At 68.4% G+C, this 17933-nt stretch carries 15 protein-coding genes; 5 read left to right on the top strand and 10 right to left on the bottom strand.

Translation table 11 applies throughout. From position 1 onward, the window contains the following. Nucleotides 1–172: 172 nt before the first annotated feature. The 5 genes from DVW87_RS08540 to DVW87_RS08520 all read right to left on the bottom strand — a co-directional run bounded on the left by DVW87_RS08540 (nucleotide 173) and on the right by DVW87_RS08520 (nucleotide 8054). Nucleotides 173–1666 carry a hypothetical protein gene (locus DVW87_RS08540; protein ID WP_114687378.1) on the bottom strand — a complete coding sequence of 498 codons (1494 nt, stop codon included), beginning with the start codon at nucleotides 1664–1666 and terminating at the stop codon, nucleotides 173–175. Nucleotides 1667–1669: 3 nt separating this feature from the next. Next, complete coding sequence (locus DVW87_RS08535) at nucleotides 1670–3361, bottom strand: glycosyl hydrolase (RefSeq protein WP_114687377.1); 1692 nt, start codon at nucleotides 3359–3361, stop codon at nucleotides 1670–1672. Further along, nucleotides 3358–4404, bottom strand: coding sequence for a glycosyltransferase (locus DVW87_RS08530; RefSeq protein WP_239017890.1), 1047 nt, complete (start codon nucleotides 4402–4404; stop codon nucleotides 3358–3360). The genes DVW87_RS08535 and DVW87_RS08530 overlap by 4 nt, the downstream gene beginning before the upstream one ends. Nucleotides 4405–4498: 94 nt before the next feature. Further along, nucleotides 4499–6664: a GumC family protein gene (locus DVW87_RS08525; RefSeq protein WP_181814780.1), complete on the bottom strand. Its 2166-nt coding sequence runs from the start codon at nucleotides 6662–6664 to the stop codon at nucleotides 4499–4501. 109 nt (nucleotides 6665–6773) lie between these two features. Beyond that, nucleotides 6774–8054 (bottom strand): outer membrane beta-barrel protein, encoded by a 1281-nt coding sequence (locus DVW87_RS08520; RefSeq protein ID WP_181814779.1) that lies wholly within the window; start codon nucleotides 8052–8054, stop codon nucleotides 6774–6776. Between the two features lie 181 nt (nucleotides 8055–8235). Here DVW87_RS08520 and DVW87_RS08515 point away from each other — a divergent pair, with 181 nt between their 5' ends. Both DVW87_RS08515 and DVW87_RS08510 read left to right on the top strand, forming a co-directional pair. Beyond that, the gene (locus tag DVW87_RS08515) at nucleotides 8236–8892 is read left to right on the top strand and encodes an acyltransferase family protein (RefSeq protein ID WP_114687373.1); all 657 of its coding nucleotides are present in this window, start codon (nucleotides 8236–8238) and stop codon (nucleotides 8890–8892) included. A gap of 51 nt (nucleotides 8893–8943) precedes the next feature. Then, nucleotides 8944–9357, top strand: coding sequence for a hypothetical protein (locus DVW87_RS08510; protein ID WP_114687372.1), 414 nt, complete (start codon nucleotides 8944–8946; stop codon nucleotides 9355–9357). Here the strand turns inward: DVW87_RS08510 and DVW87_RS08505 are convergent. Next, nucleotides 9299–9754 carry an acyltransferase gene (locus tag DVW87_RS08505; protein ID WP_239017889.1) on the bottom strand — a complete coding sequence of 152 codons (456 nt, stop codon included), beginning with the start codon at nucleotides 9752–9754 and terminating at the stop codon, nucleotides 9299–9301. The genes DVW87_RS08510 and DVW87_RS08505 overlap by 59 nt on opposite strands. A gap of 231 nt (nucleotides 9755–9985) precedes the next feature. Between DVW87_RS08505 and DVW87_RS08500 the strand changes: the two genes are divergently transcribed. Beyond that, on the top strand, nucleotides 9986–10966 hold the full coding sequence (locus DVW87_RS08500) for a polysaccharide pyruvyl transferase family protein (RefSeq protein WP_181814777.1): 981 nt from the start codon (nucleotides 9986–9988) through the stop codon (nucleotides 10964–10966). 43 nt (nucleotides 10967–11009) lie between these two features. Here the strand turns inward: DVW87_RS08500 and DVW87_RS08495 are convergent, their stop codons facing one another. Both DVW87_RS08495 and DVW87_RS08490 read right to left on the bottom strand, forming a co-directional pair. After that, a complete protein-coding gene (locus tag DVW87_RS08495; RefSeq protein WP_114687369.1) occupies nucleotides 11010–13544 on the bottom strand; it encodes an arabinofuranosidase catalytic domain-containing protein in 2535 nt (844 codons plus the stop codon). A gap of 41 nt (nucleotides 13545–13585) precedes the next feature. Further along, nucleotides 13586–13852 (bottom strand): spike base protein, RCAP_Rcc01079 family, encoded by a 267-nt coding sequence (locus tag DVW87_RS08490; protein ID WP_114687368.1) that lies wholly within the window; start codon nucleotides 13850–13852, stop codon nucleotides 13586–13588. A gap of 151 nt (nucleotides 13853–14003) precedes the next feature. Between DVW87_RS08490 and DVW87_RS08485 the strand changes: the two genes are divergently transcribed. Together DVW87_RS08485 and DVW87_RS08480 are read left to right on the top strand one after the other, a co-directional pair. Beyond that, on the top strand, nucleotides 14004–14555 hold the full coding sequence (locus DVW87_RS08485; RefSeq protein ID WP_114687367.1) for a polysaccharide biosynthesis/export family protein: 552 nt from the start codon (nucleotides 14004–14006) through the stop codon (nucleotides 14553–14555). 55 nt (nucleotides 14556–14610) lie between these two features. Continuing rightward, a complete protein-coding gene (locus DVW87_RS08480; protein ID WP_147276238.1) occupies nucleotides 14611–15078 on the top strand; it encodes a hypothetical protein in 468 nt (155 codons plus the stop codon). Here the strand turns inward: DVW87_RS08480 and DVW87_RS08475 are convergent. Both DVW87_RS08475 and DVW87_RS08470 read right to left on the bottom strand, forming a co-directional pair. Continuing rightward, on the bottom strand, nucleotides 15075–16295 hold the full coding sequence (locus DVW87_RS08475; RefSeq protein ID WP_114687365.1) for a glycosyltransferase family 4 protein: 1221 nt from the start codon (nucleotides 16293–16295) through the stop codon (nucleotides 15075–15077). The two genes, DVW87_RS08480 and DVW87_RS08475, sit on opposite strands and share 4 nt — an antisense overlap. Further along, on the bottom strand, nucleotides 16292–17485 hold the full coding sequence (locus DVW87_RS08470) for a polysaccharide pyruvyl transferase family protein (protein WP_181814776.1): 1194 nt from the start codon (nucleotides 17483–17485) through the stop codon (nucleotides 16292–16294). Before DVW87_RS08470 ends, DVW87_RS08475 begins: the two co-directional genes overlap by 4 nt. Nucleotides 17486–17933: the final 448 nt, after the last annotated feature.

The following is a 17933-nucleotide window of genomic DNA, read 5'->3' as shown; positions in this document are numbered from 1 at the left end:
ATGTTCCGATCCTACCCCGCCGCTGCGCCGCTCAAGCTACCCCCGAAGCCGCGGCACAGCGCCCAGGCGTTGCCATACCATGATGGCCGGTTTGCGCCAGAGTTCTTTGTGATGCGATGGTGACCACCGGATGTTCCGTCATGGGTCGCCCGACGCCGACATGCTCGAGTTGCTAGGCGCGCTGCCGCTTGCCCCGCATCGCGGCGCCGGGCGCCAGCAACGGCTGCAGCAGGCGGGGCTCCATGCTGAACCGCGCCGCGGACAGCCGCGCCGGCGCCAGCAACCGCAACCGCCGCAGCGACAGGGCGGCTCCCGCCAGCAAGGCGAATTCCGGACCTGGATCGGGGGAAGGCAGCGCGATCGACTGCACGCAGAACAGCATCAGGCACGCCCAGCCCGCTGCGGCGCCGGTTGCCGCCGGATCGGGGGCCCGGCCGGTCCATGTCGATCGTCCCCACGGTTTCCAGACGGACAGGAGAAGCCACAGGAAGGCCACGGCGCCGATCACACCGACCGACCCCAGGATCGAGGTTGCGATGCTGGACGAGCGATAGCTGCCCGGGCCGATCCCGAGCCCGTGAGATGCCAGAAACGCATGCCATCCCTGCCTGGCCCAGAAGGCCCGCTGCAGCCCCGACAGCGAGTCTCCCTTGTCGACCGTGAAGTGGGTGAGCACCTCGCCCAGGGAACTCGCCAGCTTTGGCTCGGCGGCGCACACGCCAAGGACGATGATCGCTCCACCCAGCAGGACGCACGCAAGGGCGATCACCGCCGTAACGCCGAAGCCGCGCGGGATCAGCATCACGCGCAGGACCAGCATGGCGCCATACAAGCCCAGTCCGAAATAGGCGGTGGACGAGGTGGAGGCCGCCAGCACCGCCACCAATACGAGGGCGGCGGCCCCGGTCAGGCGCGGGCGCACGCCGCGCAGGGCGCATTCCGCAAGAAAGACCAGCCAGACAAAACCATAGATGCCGTAGCTCGACGCTTCCGGAAGGATGCCCGAGATCCGCGAAAAGCCCTGAAATTCGTGGGTCAGCTGTGCGTAGGAGCCGTTGCGGAACACGTCGAGCACCACCGCCGCGGGCGTTCCGGCGGCGAGAAGCCCGAACACGCCCAGAAAGGAGTGGGTCAGGCCGATCAGCGCGGCGGTCCTGACCAGGGTGTCTCGTCCGCGCGGCATGCCGAGCGCGACATGCGACGCAAAGGCGAGCAGGAGCGTGCCGATCAGATAGACGGACGTGGTGACGTTCTGCGGTGAGGGACGCAGCGGCGCCGTGGCGTAGATAAAGGCCATCTGATTGGTGAAGTGGCCGAAATTCGGCCGCAGCGGCGTCACCTCCAGGCCGTGGGCAAACAGGCGCGGGCCTATATAAGCCATCAGCAACCCGTAGAGAACGAAGACGATCAGCGGCGCAAGGTCCACCGCCGCGCGGCGGAACAGCGCGCCTTGCTGCCCCGCCTCGCGCAGCAGGCGAAGCACCAGAAAGCCGAGCGCCACGTCGATCGGCGGGATCGACGATCCGCCCAGCGCCGGCAATTGCAGCGCCGCCGATCCGCCCATCAGTCCCGACAGCATCACAAAGGCAAGCATCGCCGGCACGCTGCCAAACAGCAGCAGCGCGCCGATGAGGATCTGCGCCACGCCGATAAAGGTTGGGATCATGGTTCAGCTCGCCGGATAGGGACGTTGCGGGCAGGGCACCGGGCGCGCGGCGCCGCGGGCAAACAGCCGCAGCCGGTAGTTGAAGGCGTCGCCGCCGGCGGTCCGGTTCGGCCCGGCGCTCAGCTCCACCGTCTGCCCGGCGGCGAGATCGACATCCACCCCGGCGATCGCGGCCTCGCCGGTCAGCACCTGCCGCCAGGCGGGCCGGCCGGCGGCGGTCAGCACCAGGTCGACCCCGTCGCCCTTGCTCGCCTTGTGAAAGCAGCCGGCGATGCTGATCCGCTGGCTCGCCGGCGCGGTGTAGCGCAGCACCGCGCGCGTCGCGCTGGCGGCGGTGCCGGCAACCGCCGCATTGGTATCCGCCAGGCGCAAGGGCTGATAGGCACGGCTGAAGAAGCTGCTGGTCCAGTCCCAGTCGGCGAGCGACAGCGGGTGGGCCGTTCCGTCCCGCGTCTGCGCCAGATAGGACCACGGCGCGCGGGCATAGCCGAACAGGCTGTCGGCGATCACGCCGCTGGGCGCGGCAAGGCGCAGCGCGCCCGTTCCCGACACGACCAGCGGCATCTCGTCCACGCGGACGGTGCCGCCCGCCTTCACCGGCAGGCCGCGAGCATCGCGCACAACGGCGGCCGGGTTGATCGCCACGCTGCCGCCGGCGCCCCACAGCACATAGGTGCCGGTCCCCAGGCGGAACGCCTGGATGCCCGCATCGCCCAGGTCCACGCGCACGGCGCGCGCCTTTGCGATCAGCGGCGCGATCTGGCGAAAGGCCTGCGCCGCCGGCTTGGTGCCGCCGCTCGCGGCAAACAGCCCCATGTTGCGGAACCAGCGCTGATCGACCAGCGCATACCAGTATGCGCGCGCGACACCCGATGCGCTCAGCAGCGTCGTCGCCTTGACCAGCTCCCCGGCCGCCAGCGCCGGCGTCTGGTAATTGTCGCTGAACTCGGTCGCCCAGATCGGCAGCACCCGGCCATGCCGACGCATCACCGATTGCAGGTGCGCGATCTCCACGTCGACATTCTCGGCCTGCGACCGATAAGGGTGGACCGCCACCGCATCCGCCGCCTCCAGCAACCCGGCCGCGAACAGCCGGGCCAGAAACCCCGTCCCAATCACGTTGGTCGACCCGCCCAGCACCGCGGCCGCCGAGTGGCGGCGGGCAAGCTCCGCCTTTGTCGCGCGAACCAGCGACACGTAAGCGGCGGCCCGGTCCACGCCAGGCGGGTAGGGCAGGTTGCTCGCCGTGTTGATCTCGTTGCCGACCTCGATCCCGGCAAGGCAGCGGCCATAACGGTCCGCCACCCTCCCGACATAGGCCGCATAGGCGGCGATCCCCTCGGCGCTGTGCACCGTCTGCCCGCCGTCATATGCCGGATTGCGCGGCACGATCGTGAGCAGAAGCGACGTTCCCTGGCGGCATAGCGCCATCAGCGACGCGCCCCCGGCCATGTTGGCGCCATACGTGCCCCGGCTCGGTTCGCCCGCCGACCAGGCTGCGCCGTCCCGCACCGACACCGCGCCCACCTCTGCAACCAGGTCGCTCAGGCGCGGTGACCATTGCTGGCTGAAATGCGTCTGCACCCCCAGCACCATCGGGGCGGCGTCCGCCTGCGTCGGCGGGGCCGCATCGCCCTTCACGCCGCAGCCGGCGGCCAGCGCCAGCGGAAGCAGCAGGGCACGCGTCGGTTTCACCGCGCCAGAGCCGCTAGGATACCGGCGTCGAAACGGTCCGGCGCGAAGTCGCGCGCGCGGCGCACGGCATCGGCCGGGTTGAAGCCGGCAAGCCACGTCTCCGCCTGCTGCACCGTTTCCGCCAGCGAGGCGGCGGTCTGCTCCTCGAAGAACAAGCCGGTGACGCCCGGCACCACGCTGTCCAATGCGCCGCCGCGGCCATAGGCGATCACCGGCCGCCCGGCCGCCATCGCTTCCACCGGCACGATGCCGAAATCCTCCTCCGCGGTGAAGATCAGCGCTCGGCAGGTGGCATAAGCGCGGCGCAGCTGGTCGAAGTTCAGCCGGTCCACGATCTCCACCGTCGGTCCCGCGCGCCGGCGCAGCTCCGCGCCCATCTCGCCGTCCCCGACCATCAGCAACGGCAGGCCCAGCCGGTTGAACGCATCCAGCGCGATGTCGGCGCGCTTGTAGGGGGTCATCTGCCCCACCCACAGATAGCGGTCGGTCACGTCGGCCGGCGCGGCGGGCGTGAACAGGTCCACCTCCACCGGCGGATGCACGACAACCGATTCCCGTCCCCAGGACTTGCGGATGCGGCCCTGGACGAAGTTCGAGTTGGCCACCAGCCGGTCCACCCGCTGCGCCGAGGTCACGTCCCATTCGCGCAGGCGGTGGAACATCCACGGCATCATCAGCCGCGCGACCCGTCCCGCGGCGCTCTTGTACTGGTGGTAATGGTCCCACAGATAGCGCATCGGCGAGTGCACGTAGCTCAGGTGCACGGCATCCGGCGCGACGATGACGCCCTTGGCCGGTCCGGACTCGCTGGAGATCACCAGGTCGTAGCCCGACAGGTCGAGCTCCTCCAGCGCCATCGGCATCAGCGGCAGGTACTTCTGGTAGTGTTTGCGCGCGCCCGGCAGCCGGTTGATGAAGGTCGTCCGCACCGTGCGGGCGCGGATCATCTCCGACATCGCGCCTTCGTCATAGACGTGGGTGTAGATGTCCGCATGCGGGAACATCCGCAGCAGCTGCTCCACCACGCGCTCGCCGCCGCGCATGGTGACCAGCCAGTAATGCACGATGGCAACCCGCCGTGGCCAGCCGGCCGGGCGGCCCGGAATGGTTGCAGCAGGTTCAGCCGACACGTTGTTCTCAGGCATAATAGCTCTTGTAGCGGTCATAATAGAAGGACTCGTCGCCAAAGCCGAACCGAGTCAGCTTCTTCAGGTCCACCCGGGTGAGCAGCACGCCCGACACACTGTCGCGGCCGCGCGGCAGCTGGCGGAAGGCGGCGCGCACGGCATGGTCGGGCGTCTGGCGCCAGCGGACCGCGAACACGGTGGCGTCCGACTTGTCCAGCATCAGGCGGGCATCGGCCACCGGCAGCACCGGCGCAGTGTCCAGCACCACCCAGTCGAAACGGTTGCGCAGCTTGACGAGCAGTTCGTCCATTTCCGCTCCGGTCAGGAGCTCGGCTTCCTGCAGCGCATAGGCCACGGGCAGGATGTAGAGGCCGGTCTGCTGGTCCAGGATCAACGCCTCGTCCAGCGTGTTCGCGTTGCGCAGCACCTCCACCAGGCCGGGCCGCTCCTGGCTGCCGCGCACGAACCGGCTCACGCCTTTCTGCCGGAGGTCGCAATCCACCAGCACCGTGCGATCGCCGGACAGGGCCATGGACCGGGCCAGGCAGATCGCGGTCGCCGTCTTGCCTTCGTTGGGCAGCGCGGAGCTGATCGCCACCACCTTTGCCTCGGGGCCGGCGGCGAAGCGGATCGATGCCCGCAAGGAGCGGAACGACTCCGCAAAGGCGGAGCGCGGCTCGGACACGATGGTCGTTGTCGGCTTGTCGCCCGACTTCGATACGGACGACAGGGTCGGGATCAGGCCGAGGTAGCGGACGCCCAGCCGCCGCGTGACGTCGTCGCCCGTGGTGACGCCCGAAAAGGCCAGCTCGCGGCCAAACGCGGCAGCCAGGCCGAGGCCGCAGCCGAGCGCCAGCGCGAGGGCCATGTTGAGCAGGCGATTGGGCGAGGTCGGCCGGCTGGGCACCTGCGCCGCGGTGAGAACGGCGGCGGTGGCCTGTTCCGTTCCTTCGCGCGCGCTCAGGTCCTTGTACCGGTTGAGATAGCTTTGATAGAGCGCCTGCGAGGTGTCGGCGCGCTGTTCGAGGTCCTTCAGCCCGACCATGGCGCCATTGTTGGCCGCAAGCCCGGCGCGCGCGCCCGACAAGGTGCCGCTGAGCGAGCCCAGCCGCTCGCGGGAAACCTGGGCCTTGGCCGCCAGGTTGGAGATCACGCGGTCGATTTCCGCCTTGATCTGCGCGTTGATGGAGGCAAGCTCGCTGCGGGCGCGCACCAGGTCGGGGTAGCGCGGACCGTAATGCGCCGAGAGGTCGGCGACCTTGGCGGCGGCGGCGGACTGTTGCGAGCGCAAGGAGGAGACCACGCCCGATCCCAGCGCCTCGCCGACATCGTCGCCTTGCGAGCCGGAGCGCAACTGCCCGCGGGCGGTCGCCAGCCGCGCCTGGTCCTCGGCCGCCTGCGCGCGCGCTTGGGCCACTTCCTGGTTGTAGCTGGAAATCTCCTGTTCCGTCAGCGTGGCGCCGGTGGTGCTCAGCAGGTTGTGGGCGATGCGATAGCGCTGCACCGCTTCGGTGTCCGCCAGGGCCTGCGCGCGCAGCTGTTCCATGCGCTGCGCCACCAGTTCGTTGGCGCGGCGGCCTTGTGCTTGCTGATCCGACAGGTCGTAATTGGCATAAGCGTTGGCATAAGCGTTCGCGACCTGTGCCGCCTCCTTCGGGTCACCCGAATCCACCTGGATCTGGAGCGCCCAGGTGCTGCCCGAACGGCGCACGGTGATCATGCGCTTGAGGTACTCCACCGCGGCGTTCATCCGTTCCGCCGCCGTGCGTTGCCGCGGCTGCGCGGCGGGTGCCGTGCCGAGCAGGCGGGAAAGGAACCCCCGCCGCGGTTGATCCACCGCCAGCTTGGGCAGATCGGCCGTCCCCAGGGCGGCCGCAACGCGCCGCGCCATCTCGTCGGAGGTGATCACCGCCACCTGCGTGTCCACATACGCATCGCTGGGCAAGGTTGATACGGGCATGCGGTCGCCCGGTGCGCTGGGCGCGATCTGCTCGGGTGTGCCTTTCAGGGCGACGCTGGCCGAGGCGGTATAGCCCGGCTCCGTGCGCAACGTGATGAACAGCCCCAGCGCCAGCACGGCGAGCAACACCGTCAGGAAGGTTCCGAGCCGCCGGCGGAAGATCGACCAGATCGATCGAAAGCCGATCCGGTCGTCCGCAACGTCGGTTCCGGGCATCTCCACGGGCAAGCCAAGGGCGCCGTGTTCCGCGCTCCCATACATCACAACCGCTTTATTCACCGGTGTTTCCCTCGGATTGACTGTGCAGGAAGAAGCGCGGCTGGCATCACAGCTGCACCCGGGCCCCGGCCGAAATCACGGCGCGATCATAGTCTCGGCCCAGCACCGAAGCACCTGCCCGCCGCTGGCGCGCGGCGTCCAGCGTGGCGAACAGCGACAGGTTGCGATTGGCCAGGTAGCGGGCGGTCGCCGCCCCGCCGAAACGGCGCTCGCGCCGCGACAGGCCGGTGTAGCTGTTCACGACGTAATACAGGCTGCTCTCCAGCACGAGGTTGCGAAGCAGCTCGTAATTGACCGCCACGTCGGCCGTGTCGAGCCGGATGCCTGCCGAGCCGAGCAGGGGGCTGCGCTGGAACGTGCGATCGACATTGGCATGGATGTCGATCAGCGGCGACAGGAACCAGTCCAGCTTGAAGACATAGTTGAACGCACCGATGTCGCGATAGACCGCGGCGTTGAAGTCCTGCTTGAGATAGCCGACGCCGATCTCGCCCGTCAGCAGCCGCGTCAGTCCGAAGGCGACGCCGCCCACCGCGGAAAAGCCGTGCGAGCCGCGATCGGGAAAGCGGTCGGAGGGAACGTAGTTGGCTTTCGAATAGGTGCCTTGTGCGAACAGGCCCATGGCGGGTCCAAGCTGGTAGAGGATGCGACCGTTGGCGCTGTACGCGCTCGAGTTGTTGTCGCCGAGCCGGACGGGAACGCCGTTGAGCCGCGTGTCCTCGTAGTTGAAGTCGCCGGCGGTGCCGCCAATCGCCACCGTCACGTTGCCGAAGCGGCGCTGGCCCGTGATCGTGCTGCTGAGTTCGCGATAGGCAACCGGGTCGGTCAGGCCGATCAGCACCTCGTCCTGCGTGCCGCGCGCCTGGATGCGCCGGGCAAGCGTGACGGCGGTCACCAGCTGCGTGTCGCGGTCGATGTCCAGCCGGCCGCTCACCACCCCGCTGACGCTTTCGTTGTTCTCGATGGTGCGGGTGGCAAAGCGATTGATGGCGCCGCTGACGTCCACCGAAAGAGCGTGGCGGCCCCAGGTCGAGGCCAGCCGCAGATCGGGTGCGATGCGCACGCCCGCATCATCGATCTTGTTGTTGTCCAGCGCATAGATGTTGCTGTTGTAGAAGCCTGACACGTCCACTCTCGGCGTCAGGCGAAAGCCGCCAACGCGCAGTCCGACGGCATCGTATGCCGGCCGGCTGCGCTCCAGCACGCCGGGCAGGACGTCGCGACTGACTTCGGGCGGCAGCGTCGCGCTACCGGGGCGTGTCGGGCCCGCCGGCACCGTCTGCGCCTGCGCGGTTTGCGTCGCCAGCGCGACAACCGCAGCGCTCACCAGCCCCGTAGCCCGAGCCAAGCGTATCAAAATCACTACCCCCAAATGGCACGGAAGCCGCCGATCGTGCATATCCGCGCGGCAGGTCGATTGTAAGAGCCTTAATGGTCTGCTCCGTATCGCGCCTGCGACCACACGAATCGTCAACGGGACCGTCTGTCCCGAGCGGGGGCATGCGACCATGACAAGCGCTGCGCGGAAACCACCGCGTGATCCGATCTACGGACTTGATTTCGTGCGCTTCATCGCCGCGCTGCTGGTGGTGCTCTATCATCTCGGGTTCAGCCATTACGACGAACTCGTCGGCGCGGGTGTCGGGCCCGTTCCGCTGCCGGCCTGGTGGCAGCAGACATGGTTCGGCTGGATCGGCGTCCAGATCTTCTTCGTGATCTCCGGCCTGGTGATCGCCTATTCGCTGGAAGGCGCCACGCGGAAGAGCTTCATCCAGTCGCGGATCGCGCGTTTATGGCCGGCCATGCTGATCTGCGCGACGCTGGCCGCGGCCGTGCAGATCGGCGTCAATGACGCGCCGGTCGGCCGGACGGCCTATCTCTGGTTGAAGGGAGTTCTCTTTGCCCCGTTCGGACCCTGGATCGCCGGCCAGATCTGGACGCTGCCGATCGAAATCGTCTTCTACGCGCTGATGTGCGTGGTTGCGGTTGGCCATCCTTCGCGGCTGGTTCCGCTCGCCTGGGCACTCGCGCTGTGTAGCGCGGGCTATTGGCTGGCTGTCGCATTTGGCGGCTTCGTGGACACGCACGGCCGTCTCACGCAGCTCGTGCCGCTCCAGCACGGCTGCTATTTCGCGCTGGGCATGGCGATCAGCTGGTGTCACTAGCGTCGCTGGCCGTCCACGCTCGCCCTGATCGCGATCACGGCCGCAACGTCGTTGCTGCAGGTACAGGCAGCCGCCGGCAGCGAGCGACTGCCGCATGGCATTGATCGGCTCTGGCCGGTCGCATGGAGCTGCTTCGCGATCGCCACCATCCTGATCCTGCTGTCCGTTCTCTTCAGACGCCCCATCGTGCGGTGGATCTCGCCCAGCATCGGCCGAATGCTGCGGTGGATGGGGCTGATCACCTATCCGCTGTATCTCATCCACATCCATGTCGGCCTGCCGATCGCAACGGCGGTGGCGCGAGGCGGGGGCCCGGTTCCGGCCGGCATCGCGCTGGGCATCGCCGCTTCGATCGCCGCGGCCGCGGTTGTGGCGATCTGGCTGGAGCCGCCGCTGCACCGGCTGGTCAAGAAAGGATTGACGCTCGCGTTCGATCAGACTCGTCGAGCGGAAGGGGGCGAATAAGTCTAGCAGGACATCCAGCGTATAATCCATTAGGCGCCAGATTGCGTGTGACAACGGAACCCGCTCCGACAACGCAGCCTTCGCCGATTATCACTCCCGGCAGGATGGTGACCCGAGCGGCAATCCAAGTTCCCCGTTTTATTCGCACTGGTTTAGCGATTGTTCCTTTCGAGAGGTCCCGCCGCAGCACGTTTGCTTCAATATCGTGAGTTCCTGTTATGATGGTCACCTGACTTCCTAAGCGGACATTATCTTCAAGGATTAGGTCCGCTGCGCCATCAAGAAAACAATAGCTGTTAATACCAACTCGTTCCCCGATCCGAACAAGGTTGCTACCGATGATTGTGCCTGCTACGACATACGAACTTTCCGGGATATTGACACCAATGATTTTCATCAGTGATCGCCTTAGAAAGGCAGTGGGCATAAACGGCGACATAGCTAAGTGCATGGTGGCGCCCCAAAAGAAATTGCCGATGTTTCGTTTCATCACGCATAATCCCTGACCGAACTTGGAGACGTATACCTTTCCAACAACGCCCTGTCTTGCGGCAAGGGGTTAGTTATGAAGCAGCGGCGAACCGTACTGATCGGCGGAGATCTCCACAATCTCGGCGATCTCAAGCTGGTGCTTCAGAACCTGAAAGTCGACGCCCCGGCGCTGGTTCGCCGGTGGCGCGCCCTGCCGCCGGAGGTCGAGCGGCAGGTGCGGGAGGCCGGCGGCACGCTGGTCGACGGGCGTGACCTGATCGGCTTCGCCCGCCGCTGCTGGGGCGCCGATCTGGTCATCGGCGGCGGCCAGCTCGTGCGCGACAACCAGTCGCCGCGATCGCTCGCCGGCCTGCTCCTTGCCGCGATCTCGGCGCGCGCTGGCGGCGGCCGCGTCCTGACGCGGGGCCTGGGGGTCAGCCGGGTGTCGACCCGTCCGGCGCGCTTCTTCTGGAGCCGTATCCTGCGACGGGCGGACCAGGTCCGGGTTCGTGATCGGAGATCCGCCGATCACGCCGCGCGCCTGGTCGCGAAGGGCAAGGTGCTGGAAACCGCCGACATGGTGTTCCTTTCCTTCGATCCTTCCCGCGCCGGGCCGCAGGCCGGGGAGCACCGCGACGCCGTGATCGTCGCGCCCTGCGTCGACGCCGGGGAGAACCGCTTTCTTCCGCCCGAGCTGGTGGATGATCTGACGCGCGCTGCCCTGTCCACCGTCCCGGACGCACGCTTGGTCCTGGCCTGCCATGATCCGCAGCCCGAGATGGACCTCGCCGCCGCTCGCGCGATCGCCGCGCGGCTACCGGAAGTGCAAGCGTCGATCCTCGCCGGCTACGATCTGTCCACCCTAGAGCAGGCATACCGATCCGCAGCGCTGGTCATCACCAACCGGCTGCACTCCGTCATATTCTCGCTGCTCAACGGCGCGCCCGTCATCATCATCGACGACGGCAATCCGAAGCTGCGCGCCGTCGCGGCGACGTTCGACCTTCCCCTGATGGACAACGCAACGGCCGCGGAGGTGCCGGGGATCGTCGCGGGTGCCCTGGCGGTAGATTACGCCGCGCGACGCGCCCTCCTGTCCGACCTCCACGCCCGGGCGCAAGCGAACGTGACATCGTAACCGCTGGCCCGCCGCCGCTCGCTCGACGGGGGGAGCCGCCCTTTCACGCCGTTCCCCACCACGCCTTCTGGCTCGCCTGCACCGTGTCGCGATCCGCATCGGACAGCAGCGCGCCGTCGAACAGCAGCACTTCGCCGACATAGCCGTTGAGCACGCTCCCGCCTCTGCCGAGCTGCACGGTGCTCGCGCCATACGCCGCGGTCGTGGTGCCGCTGCCGGCATCCGCGCCGTTGATCCGGTAGGCATAGCCGGCCGGGCTGTCGGCGATCAGCAGCGTCGCGGGCACCAGCACGGTCGCCGCGCTGGTCGAGGTGACGGCCGCGCTCGCGGACGCGCCCTGCGCCAGCATCTGCAACGCATGCGTGGCGCTGAAGCGCACCTCGCGCCCGCCATTGGCGCTCGCGCCCAGGATGGTGCCGGCAGAGTTGTTGCGGTGCGACAAGGCCGCCGCGATCGTCCGCGTCGCCACCGCTGCCGAGAGCGTGCCGGCGAGGAAGGGCGCGTTGTTGAAGTAGAGCGCGGCATGCCCGTTGATCGGGATGATCGCGCCGGCACCGGTGGTGACCTGCGGCTGGCTGGCGGTTGCCGCTTGGCTCAGGTGGTTGCCCGCGCCCGACTGGTCGTAGAGCGTGTCCACGAACCCCTGCGCGCCGCCCAGGAACGCTGCCAGCGCCGCGGTGTCGAGGTCGCCGCCGCCGGCAAAGCCGATGTCCACCGTCGCGCCATCGGACGCGCGCCGCACCTTCAGCGCCGGCCCGGCATAGCCGCTGCGCAGCTTGCGGGTGGACCAGGCCGCGGCCGTGACCGCGGCCAGCGTGTCGAGCAGCAGTCCGCCCGGCGTCGGGGTGGGCGTCGGTGTCGGTGTCGGCGTCGGTGTCGGTGTGGCCGCGGCGATCACCGCCGCCGTCGGCGTGCTGGTCGCCGTGGCGCTCCCGCCTGCGCCGCTCGCGGTGACGCTAAACGCGAGCGCATGGCCGACATCCTCGGCGACCGGCTGGTACGTCTGCCCGCTCGCACCGGGGATGATCGAGGCATCGCGCGTCCATTGCCGGCCGGAAACCGCGCCACCCGCGATCGTGCCGTCGCTGCCGGTCAGCATCTGGCCGACCTGCGCCGTGCCGCTGATCGCCGGCGACACGCTCCAGGTCGGCGCCGGCGTGCCCGTGCTGCCCCCGCCGCTGCCCGCCTTGCCGAGCGCCGCCTCGATCGCCGCCAGCGCGATCGGCGCCATGAAGGCGTGCCCGGCCGCAGCAGTGCCCGGATGCGTGCCGTCGCGGTACAAGGCGGCGATGTTGGAGGCGCGCGCCGGGTCGCTCACGGAGCTGCCCGCCACGCCGAACACCGGGTCCGCGGCATAGTCGGCCACCGCGTCGAACTTGGCTGACGCGCGGATCGCCGCGTTCAGGGCCAGGCGTTCCGCCTCCATCGCCTCGGTGAAGTTCTGGGAGCGCGGCAGGGCGGTGCCGCACACCACGTGCGTGAAACCGCCATTCGCCCGCGCCCAGTCCGCCGCCGCCTCCAGCAGCGCGATCGTATCGCTCGCCAGCGCGCCGTTGATGACGTTGTTGGTGCCCAGCCACAGGTGCAGCACGCGCTTCGCAGCGCTCGGCACCGGCCAGCTCGGCCTCGTGCTCGCCGCCACCTGCGCGCCGTTGGTGCCGGCATTGTAGCACAGCAGCCCGGGGTCTCCCGCCGCATCCGCCACCAGCCGCCCGATCGGGCACCCGGGCAGCCCGCCCACGCCGTTGGTGATGCTGTCGCCCAGGAAATAGACGCTGGCGGTGGTGGCGCTACGCGTGGCGAAGATCGCGCGCAACGCCGCGCGGACCGCCCCCGCCGTCGCCGCATCCGGCGCGCCGGCGTAAAAGGCGACCGCCTCCAGCGTGAGGTTGCCGTCGGCATAGCCGCCGCCGATCTGCCCGCCCGCCGCCAGCGCCAGCGCGCCGAGCGAGGTGGCGCTGGTCGCCGCGTCCTCGTCGCGCATGGTCGTCAGCCCGCTGCCGCGCGACAGCATCGACATCACCGACCGCGCCGATCCCGCAAGGCTGGCATAGCTCGGCGCGGTGTTGACCGTGCCCGCACCAAAGGCCTGCATGGTGAAGGCGGACGAGAAATCGAGATAGCGCAGGTCGGGCGCGGCGCCCATCGCCAGCCACTGCGTCGCGAATCGGGACTTGGGCTGCCGGCCGACGAGGAACACGCCGTGATCGGCCCGGTCGAACGCAATCGAGGCGGGCACCAGCAGCGCCTGGTTCGCCCCCGTGATCTGGATCTCGGGCCGCCCGCCGGCCAGCGACAGCACCGGCTGGGCGGCCGGCGTCGGCTGCGTCAGGTGCCGCCCCGCGCCGGTCTGGTCGTAGAGCGTCGTCACGTACCAGGTGACGGCCGCAGACAGGGCCGAGCTGTCCAGCGAGCCGTCAGCGGCGAACGCCACGTCCTGCTCCGCCCCGCTGCTGCCGTTGCGCAGGCGGACGGCCGGGCCGGCATGGCCCGGCACCATGCGGCGCAGGCCGAATGCTCCGACCGGCAGGCCGGGCAGGGGTGCCGCCAGCGCGGAACCCCGTCCATACAAGGTCATGGGGCGTTCGCGGCGCCCGCTGCCGAAACCGAACGGGCGCATCAGGCGAGCCCCACCAGGTCGCCGGCGGTGGTGCCCGTCGCACGAACGAAGATGGCCCGCACGTCGATCACCGCGCCCGAAGGCACATTGGCGAAGCGCACGTCGGCCTCGCCGTCCACGCCGCGCAGCACCAGTGCACCGCCGGTCCCGACATAGATCGCTTTGGGGCAGGCCGGCAGGGAAACCGAGTCGCTCGGCACGATGGCGAACGGTGCGCGAGACGGGCTGTTGGCCGAATCGGCGAAGGCGGAAAAACTGTCGATCATGGGGCACTCCCGTTGATGAGAGCCAGTCTCCTATGCGCGATGCGCGGCTGTAGGACAGCATTAAATTCACGGTTTGTTCTTTTTCCGCGATGCTGCTTGGAATGAAGGCCGTCCACTGCTAGCGCTGGAGCCGGATCAAAGGGGGTGATCGATGAAACGCTGTGCTGCGCTTCTGATGCTGGTGTCGCTTGCTGCGTGTGGCGGGCCGCTGCCACCGGCGCTGTCGGCCACCCAGGCCGCCCAGACGGGCTATACGCTGGATTCCGGCGACAAGCTGCGCATCACCGTCTATGGCGAGCAGGCGCTGACCGGCGAGTATAGCGTCGGTCCGGACGGCAACGTCTCGTTTCCGCTGGTCGGCTCCGTCCCGACGAAAGGGCAAACGCCCGAGCAGCTTGCCCAGGCGCTGATCGCCCGTCTCGGCAACGGCTATATCAACGATCCGCGGGTGGCCGTGGAGGTGCTGAACTACCGCCCTTATTACATCTTCGGCGAGGTCGCACGCCCGGGCGAATATCCGTTCGTGAACGGCCGCTCCATCGAACAGGCGATCGCCGCCGCCGGGGGCTACACCTATCGCGGCAACGAGGACCGCGTGACCTTGCGCCGCGGCCAGGAGGGTGAGCGACTGGTCACGCGCGATCTGATGACGGCGCGCGTTACGCCCGGCGATACGATCCGGGTGGGCGAGCGCTACTTCTGATCCGCCGGAGCCGCCGGTAACCTAATCTGAAGGGGCCGGCGCTAGGGCGGGGCGCATGGCTCGCTTGCGCCCCTATCTTGCGCCGTTTCACGTGATGCAGGCCGCCCGTGTCGGGTTGGTCCCTTGCATCGCCAGCCTGCTGCTGCTGGCGGCGGCCTGGCCGGTGGCGCCGGTGCTGGCCACAATGGTGTTGTACGGGGCGACGGTGGTGCTGCACCTGGCATTTCCCCGCTTTCGCAGCAGCGATCTCAGCGCCGCCATGGCCATCTGGGCGACGCTGCTGGTGTTCCTGTCGGAAGAGCCGTCCACCGTGGCGGCCCTGCGCTGGCTGTGGGCGCTGGCGGCGATCGGCCTGGCGATCCTGCCGATGAAGGTCAGCCGGATGCGGGCACGCATGTCACGCGCGCCGTTTCTCCCGCTTGGCCGCACACGCCGGCGCGGCGATCCCCCGCAAGAGGCTGCCGAAGAGGAGGTTCTGTCGCCCGCTCCGCTCCTGCTGACCGGACCGGCCGCAAAGTCCTAGACGTCGCCGGCCAGGCGCCCGCGGTAGGTGTCGATCAGGCGGTCGGTCCAGCCCTCGGGCGACAGGGCCAGCGACCGGGTCCCGGCAAAGGCCGCCTCGCTCATCGCGCGGCATCGATCGTCATCGTCCAGGATCGCGCGCAATGCCGCGGCGAACCGCGCCGTGTCGCGCGGTTCCACGGCCAGCCCGGCACCTGCCGTCACGATATCCTCGGCGAGCAGCGCGGTATCCGTCGTCACCACCGGCAGTCCGCTCCACAACGCCTCGGTCGCCACCAGGCCAAAGGGTTCGGGATAGCGGCTCGGCATCACCAGCAACCGTGCGGTGCGCGCGATCTCGCGGATCTGCTCGGGCGTGCGGCGACCGAGAAAGTGCATCTCCGGATACTCGGCCTGCAACCGCTCGCGCAGCACGCCGTCGCCCACGAAGGTGATCGTGGCGCCCGCCGCCCGCGCCGCCGCCGCCGCCAGGTCCGGTCCCTTGGTCTCCTCCAGCCGCCCGACGAAGAGCACCTGCCGGTTGCTCTCCGCCTCGATCCGGGTGTCGCTCCACGGCGTCACCGGGTTGGGCACCGCATGGATGCTCGCCGACGGAATGCCCGCCCGCATCAGAAAGGGACGCATGCCCTCATGGATCGCCAGCACCGGCGGAGAGCCATGCCGGTCATAGAAGCGGCGCTGCACGCCCTGCCGCGCGACGCGCCACAATTTGTGGCCGTAGTTTCGCCGGTCGCAATTCGCCGACACGCAGGCCGGGGACATGGGGGTAAGCGGGCACACCTGGCCCGTTCTCAGGAAAGCATAGCTGCCGTTCGGGCACGCCAGGAAGAAGTCATGGGCATGCAGCACCACGCGCTCCTCCACCCGCTTCAGCGCGCGGAACACCGCCGGCGACAGGATCTGCGCCCAGCCATGCAGGTGGTACACGGTGCCAGGGGTGTCGTTTGCGTCGATCCACCGCTGTACCATCGCGCCCGCTGCGCGGTTGTAGAGCCCGGCCGCCAGCCCGGCCACGCCGGCCTGTCCCAGCCGCTCCTGGCCCAGCGCCACCACCTCCACCCCGGCTTGCGTCAGGGCCGGATTATCGCCGGCGTCGCCCACCAGCATGGTCACCGCCAGCCCGCGCGCGCGCAGTTGATAGGCGGACAACAGCGCCAGCGCCGTGGCACCGCCCTTTGGCTGGGCGATGTCGTTCAGGATGACGACGCGGTCGATCAACGCCGGGATCCTGCGGCCTTCCTCAAGGTCACGGCGAGTGCCGCCACACTGTCGCTGGCGGCATCCAGCAGCTCGCGGTGGCGATCGGCCGCCACGCCCTCGTTCCGCGCGCGTTCGGCGAGCGTCAGAAGCGCGGGCGCATCGGTCGCGGTCGTGTCGATGATGAACTCGTCCCGGCCGGAAAGCTGAAAGAAGCTGTCGAGCTTCGGATCCCAGCGCAGCCCGATCGCGGGCACGCGAAAGGAATAGGCGCCGATACAGGCATGCATGCGGTGAGCAATGACCAGCTGGGCCGACGCCAGTTGCCGAACAAGGTGGGCAGGTTCGTGCGAAGGCGGCGCCATCCTGACCTTGCCATCGGGCCGGCTGGTCCAGAGCGGGGCATGCTTCGCCAGGAAGGCCGCGTCTTCCGGACTGCCGTTGGTGAAGAGCGTGACCGACCAGCCCGCATCGGCAAGCGCACCGATCGCCGCGGTGTACCATGCGGTCAGCATATGGTCTCCACCATGCTCGCCGCCATGGTAGCGGACGAGAAGCGGGTCCGTGATCCCGAACGCAACGTGCCGCTCGCCCGCTGCCGGCGCTGCCGGGTAACAGCGTGAGGCGAGCAGGCCCGGATCGCGCGCAATGCCGGCGGCGCGGATACCGTAAGGCACAAGCCGCCTGTTCCACACCGATTGGGAGCGTTCGTCGCGCACGTCAGCCGCCACCAACTCCGCGGCGCCGAATCCGTCTGCAAAGAGGCGCTCGCCGGTCGCGCTCCAGTCGTCGGATACGCCCACGGCATATACCGTCACCGGCAGGCGGCGTCGCGCCGCCTCGTCCAGGGCGAGGCCGATCTTGATGGGGAAGTTCAGGTCCGCATCTGCGAACAGGTTGCCGCCGCCGATCACCACCACGTCGCTGTCCGCTACTGCCCGCCGAAAGGACGCGCGCAGCTTCACGCGGCTCAACAGGTTCAAGAGGGTATGTGACAGAAGCTGGCGCGCGAAGCCCGGCAGTCGCTGCAACGTGCGCAGCATCAACCCGCGATAGCGGTTGACCTCGCCGTAGCCGCCGCGACCCGCAAGATCGACAGCCACGATGCGAATATCGGGATCATGCCGCACGAGCGTTCGCTCCAGGCATTCGGCCAACAGGCCGTCGCCCAGATTGGGGCTGTATTTCACGTTGAAGATAGCAACCTTCACTATGCGCTCCGGCTCGTGGGAAAACAGCGTGCGGTGACGTACCCCGTCCATGTTCCGGTAAAAGCCGCCTTCTCTGCTGGCAACTACCGCAAGGACCGGGATTGTGTCGATTTGTTAGCCTTGTTTCATTCCTGAACGCCACACTTCAAATCTGTCAGACGGCGTCTGAAGGAGGATTGTGGTGAAATTGGGCGTTCCGACATATATTTGCAGAGCTTCAACTTGACCTTGGTCAAGAAGAACGCCCCGCCTGATCGGAGGGCCCATTCGCGACGTCGTAGGTGGGAGCGCGGTGGAACAGCGCCGCGACAGCGGGCGTACGCATGTCCCCGACAGGACTGCAACTCTACCGCAACGACACCGTCAGAAATCGGCGAGGCAGGATAGCGGCGTCACCAATCTCGGGGTCTGGCGGGATTGATGGTGTGGCGTTGCTCCTTTTCCGCGA

Origin of the sequence: Sphingomonas aracearum, assembly GCF_003345355.1 — a bacterium.
In the GTDB taxonomy this organism is placed as follows: Bacteria; Pseudomonadota; Alphaproteobacteria; order Sphingomonadales; family Sphingomonadaceae; genus Sphingomonas; species Sphingomonas aracearum.
Note: the sequence above shows the minus strand (reverse complement) of the source record. Positions and strands in the feature narration are given on the sequence as shown.

Coding starts and splice junctions, on each gene's coding strand:
- DVW87_RS08540 (WP_114687378.1), bottom strand. CDS start 1,666: ATGATCCCAACCTTTATCGGCGTGGCGCAGATCCTCATCGGCGCGCTG.
- DVW87_RS08530 (WP_239017890.1), bottom strand. CDS start 4,404: ATGCGCGGCGGCGAGCGCGTGGTGGAGCAGCTGCTGCGGATGTTCCCG.
- DVW87_RS08525 (WP_181814780.1), bottom strand. CDS start 6,664: ATGCCCGGAACCGACGTTGCGGACGACCGGATCGGCTTTCGATCGATC.
- DVW87_RS08515 (WP_114687373.1), top strand. CDS start 8,236: ATGACAAGCGCTGCGCGGAAACCACCGCGTGATCCGATCTACGGACTT.
- DVW87_RS08505 (WP_239017889.1), bottom strand. CDS start 9,754: ATGAAAATCATTGGTGTCAATATCCCGGAAAGTTCGTATGTCGTAGCA.
- DVW87_RS08495 (WP_114687369.1), bottom strand. CDS start 13,544: ATGACCTTGTATGGACGGGGTTCCGCGCTGGCGGCACCCCTGCCCGGC.
- DVW87_RS08490 (WP_114687368.1), bottom strand. CDS start 13,852: ATGATCGACAGTTTTTCCGCCTTCGCCGATTCGGCCAACAGCCCGTCT.
- DVW87_RS08485 (WP_114687367.1), top strand. CDS start 14,004: ATGAAACGCTGTGCTGCGCTTCTGATGCTGGTGTCGCTTGCTGCGTGT.
- DVW87_RS08480 (WP_147276238.1), top strand. CDS start 14,611: ATGGCTCGCTTGCGCCCCTATCTTGCGCCGTTTCACGTGATGCAGGCC.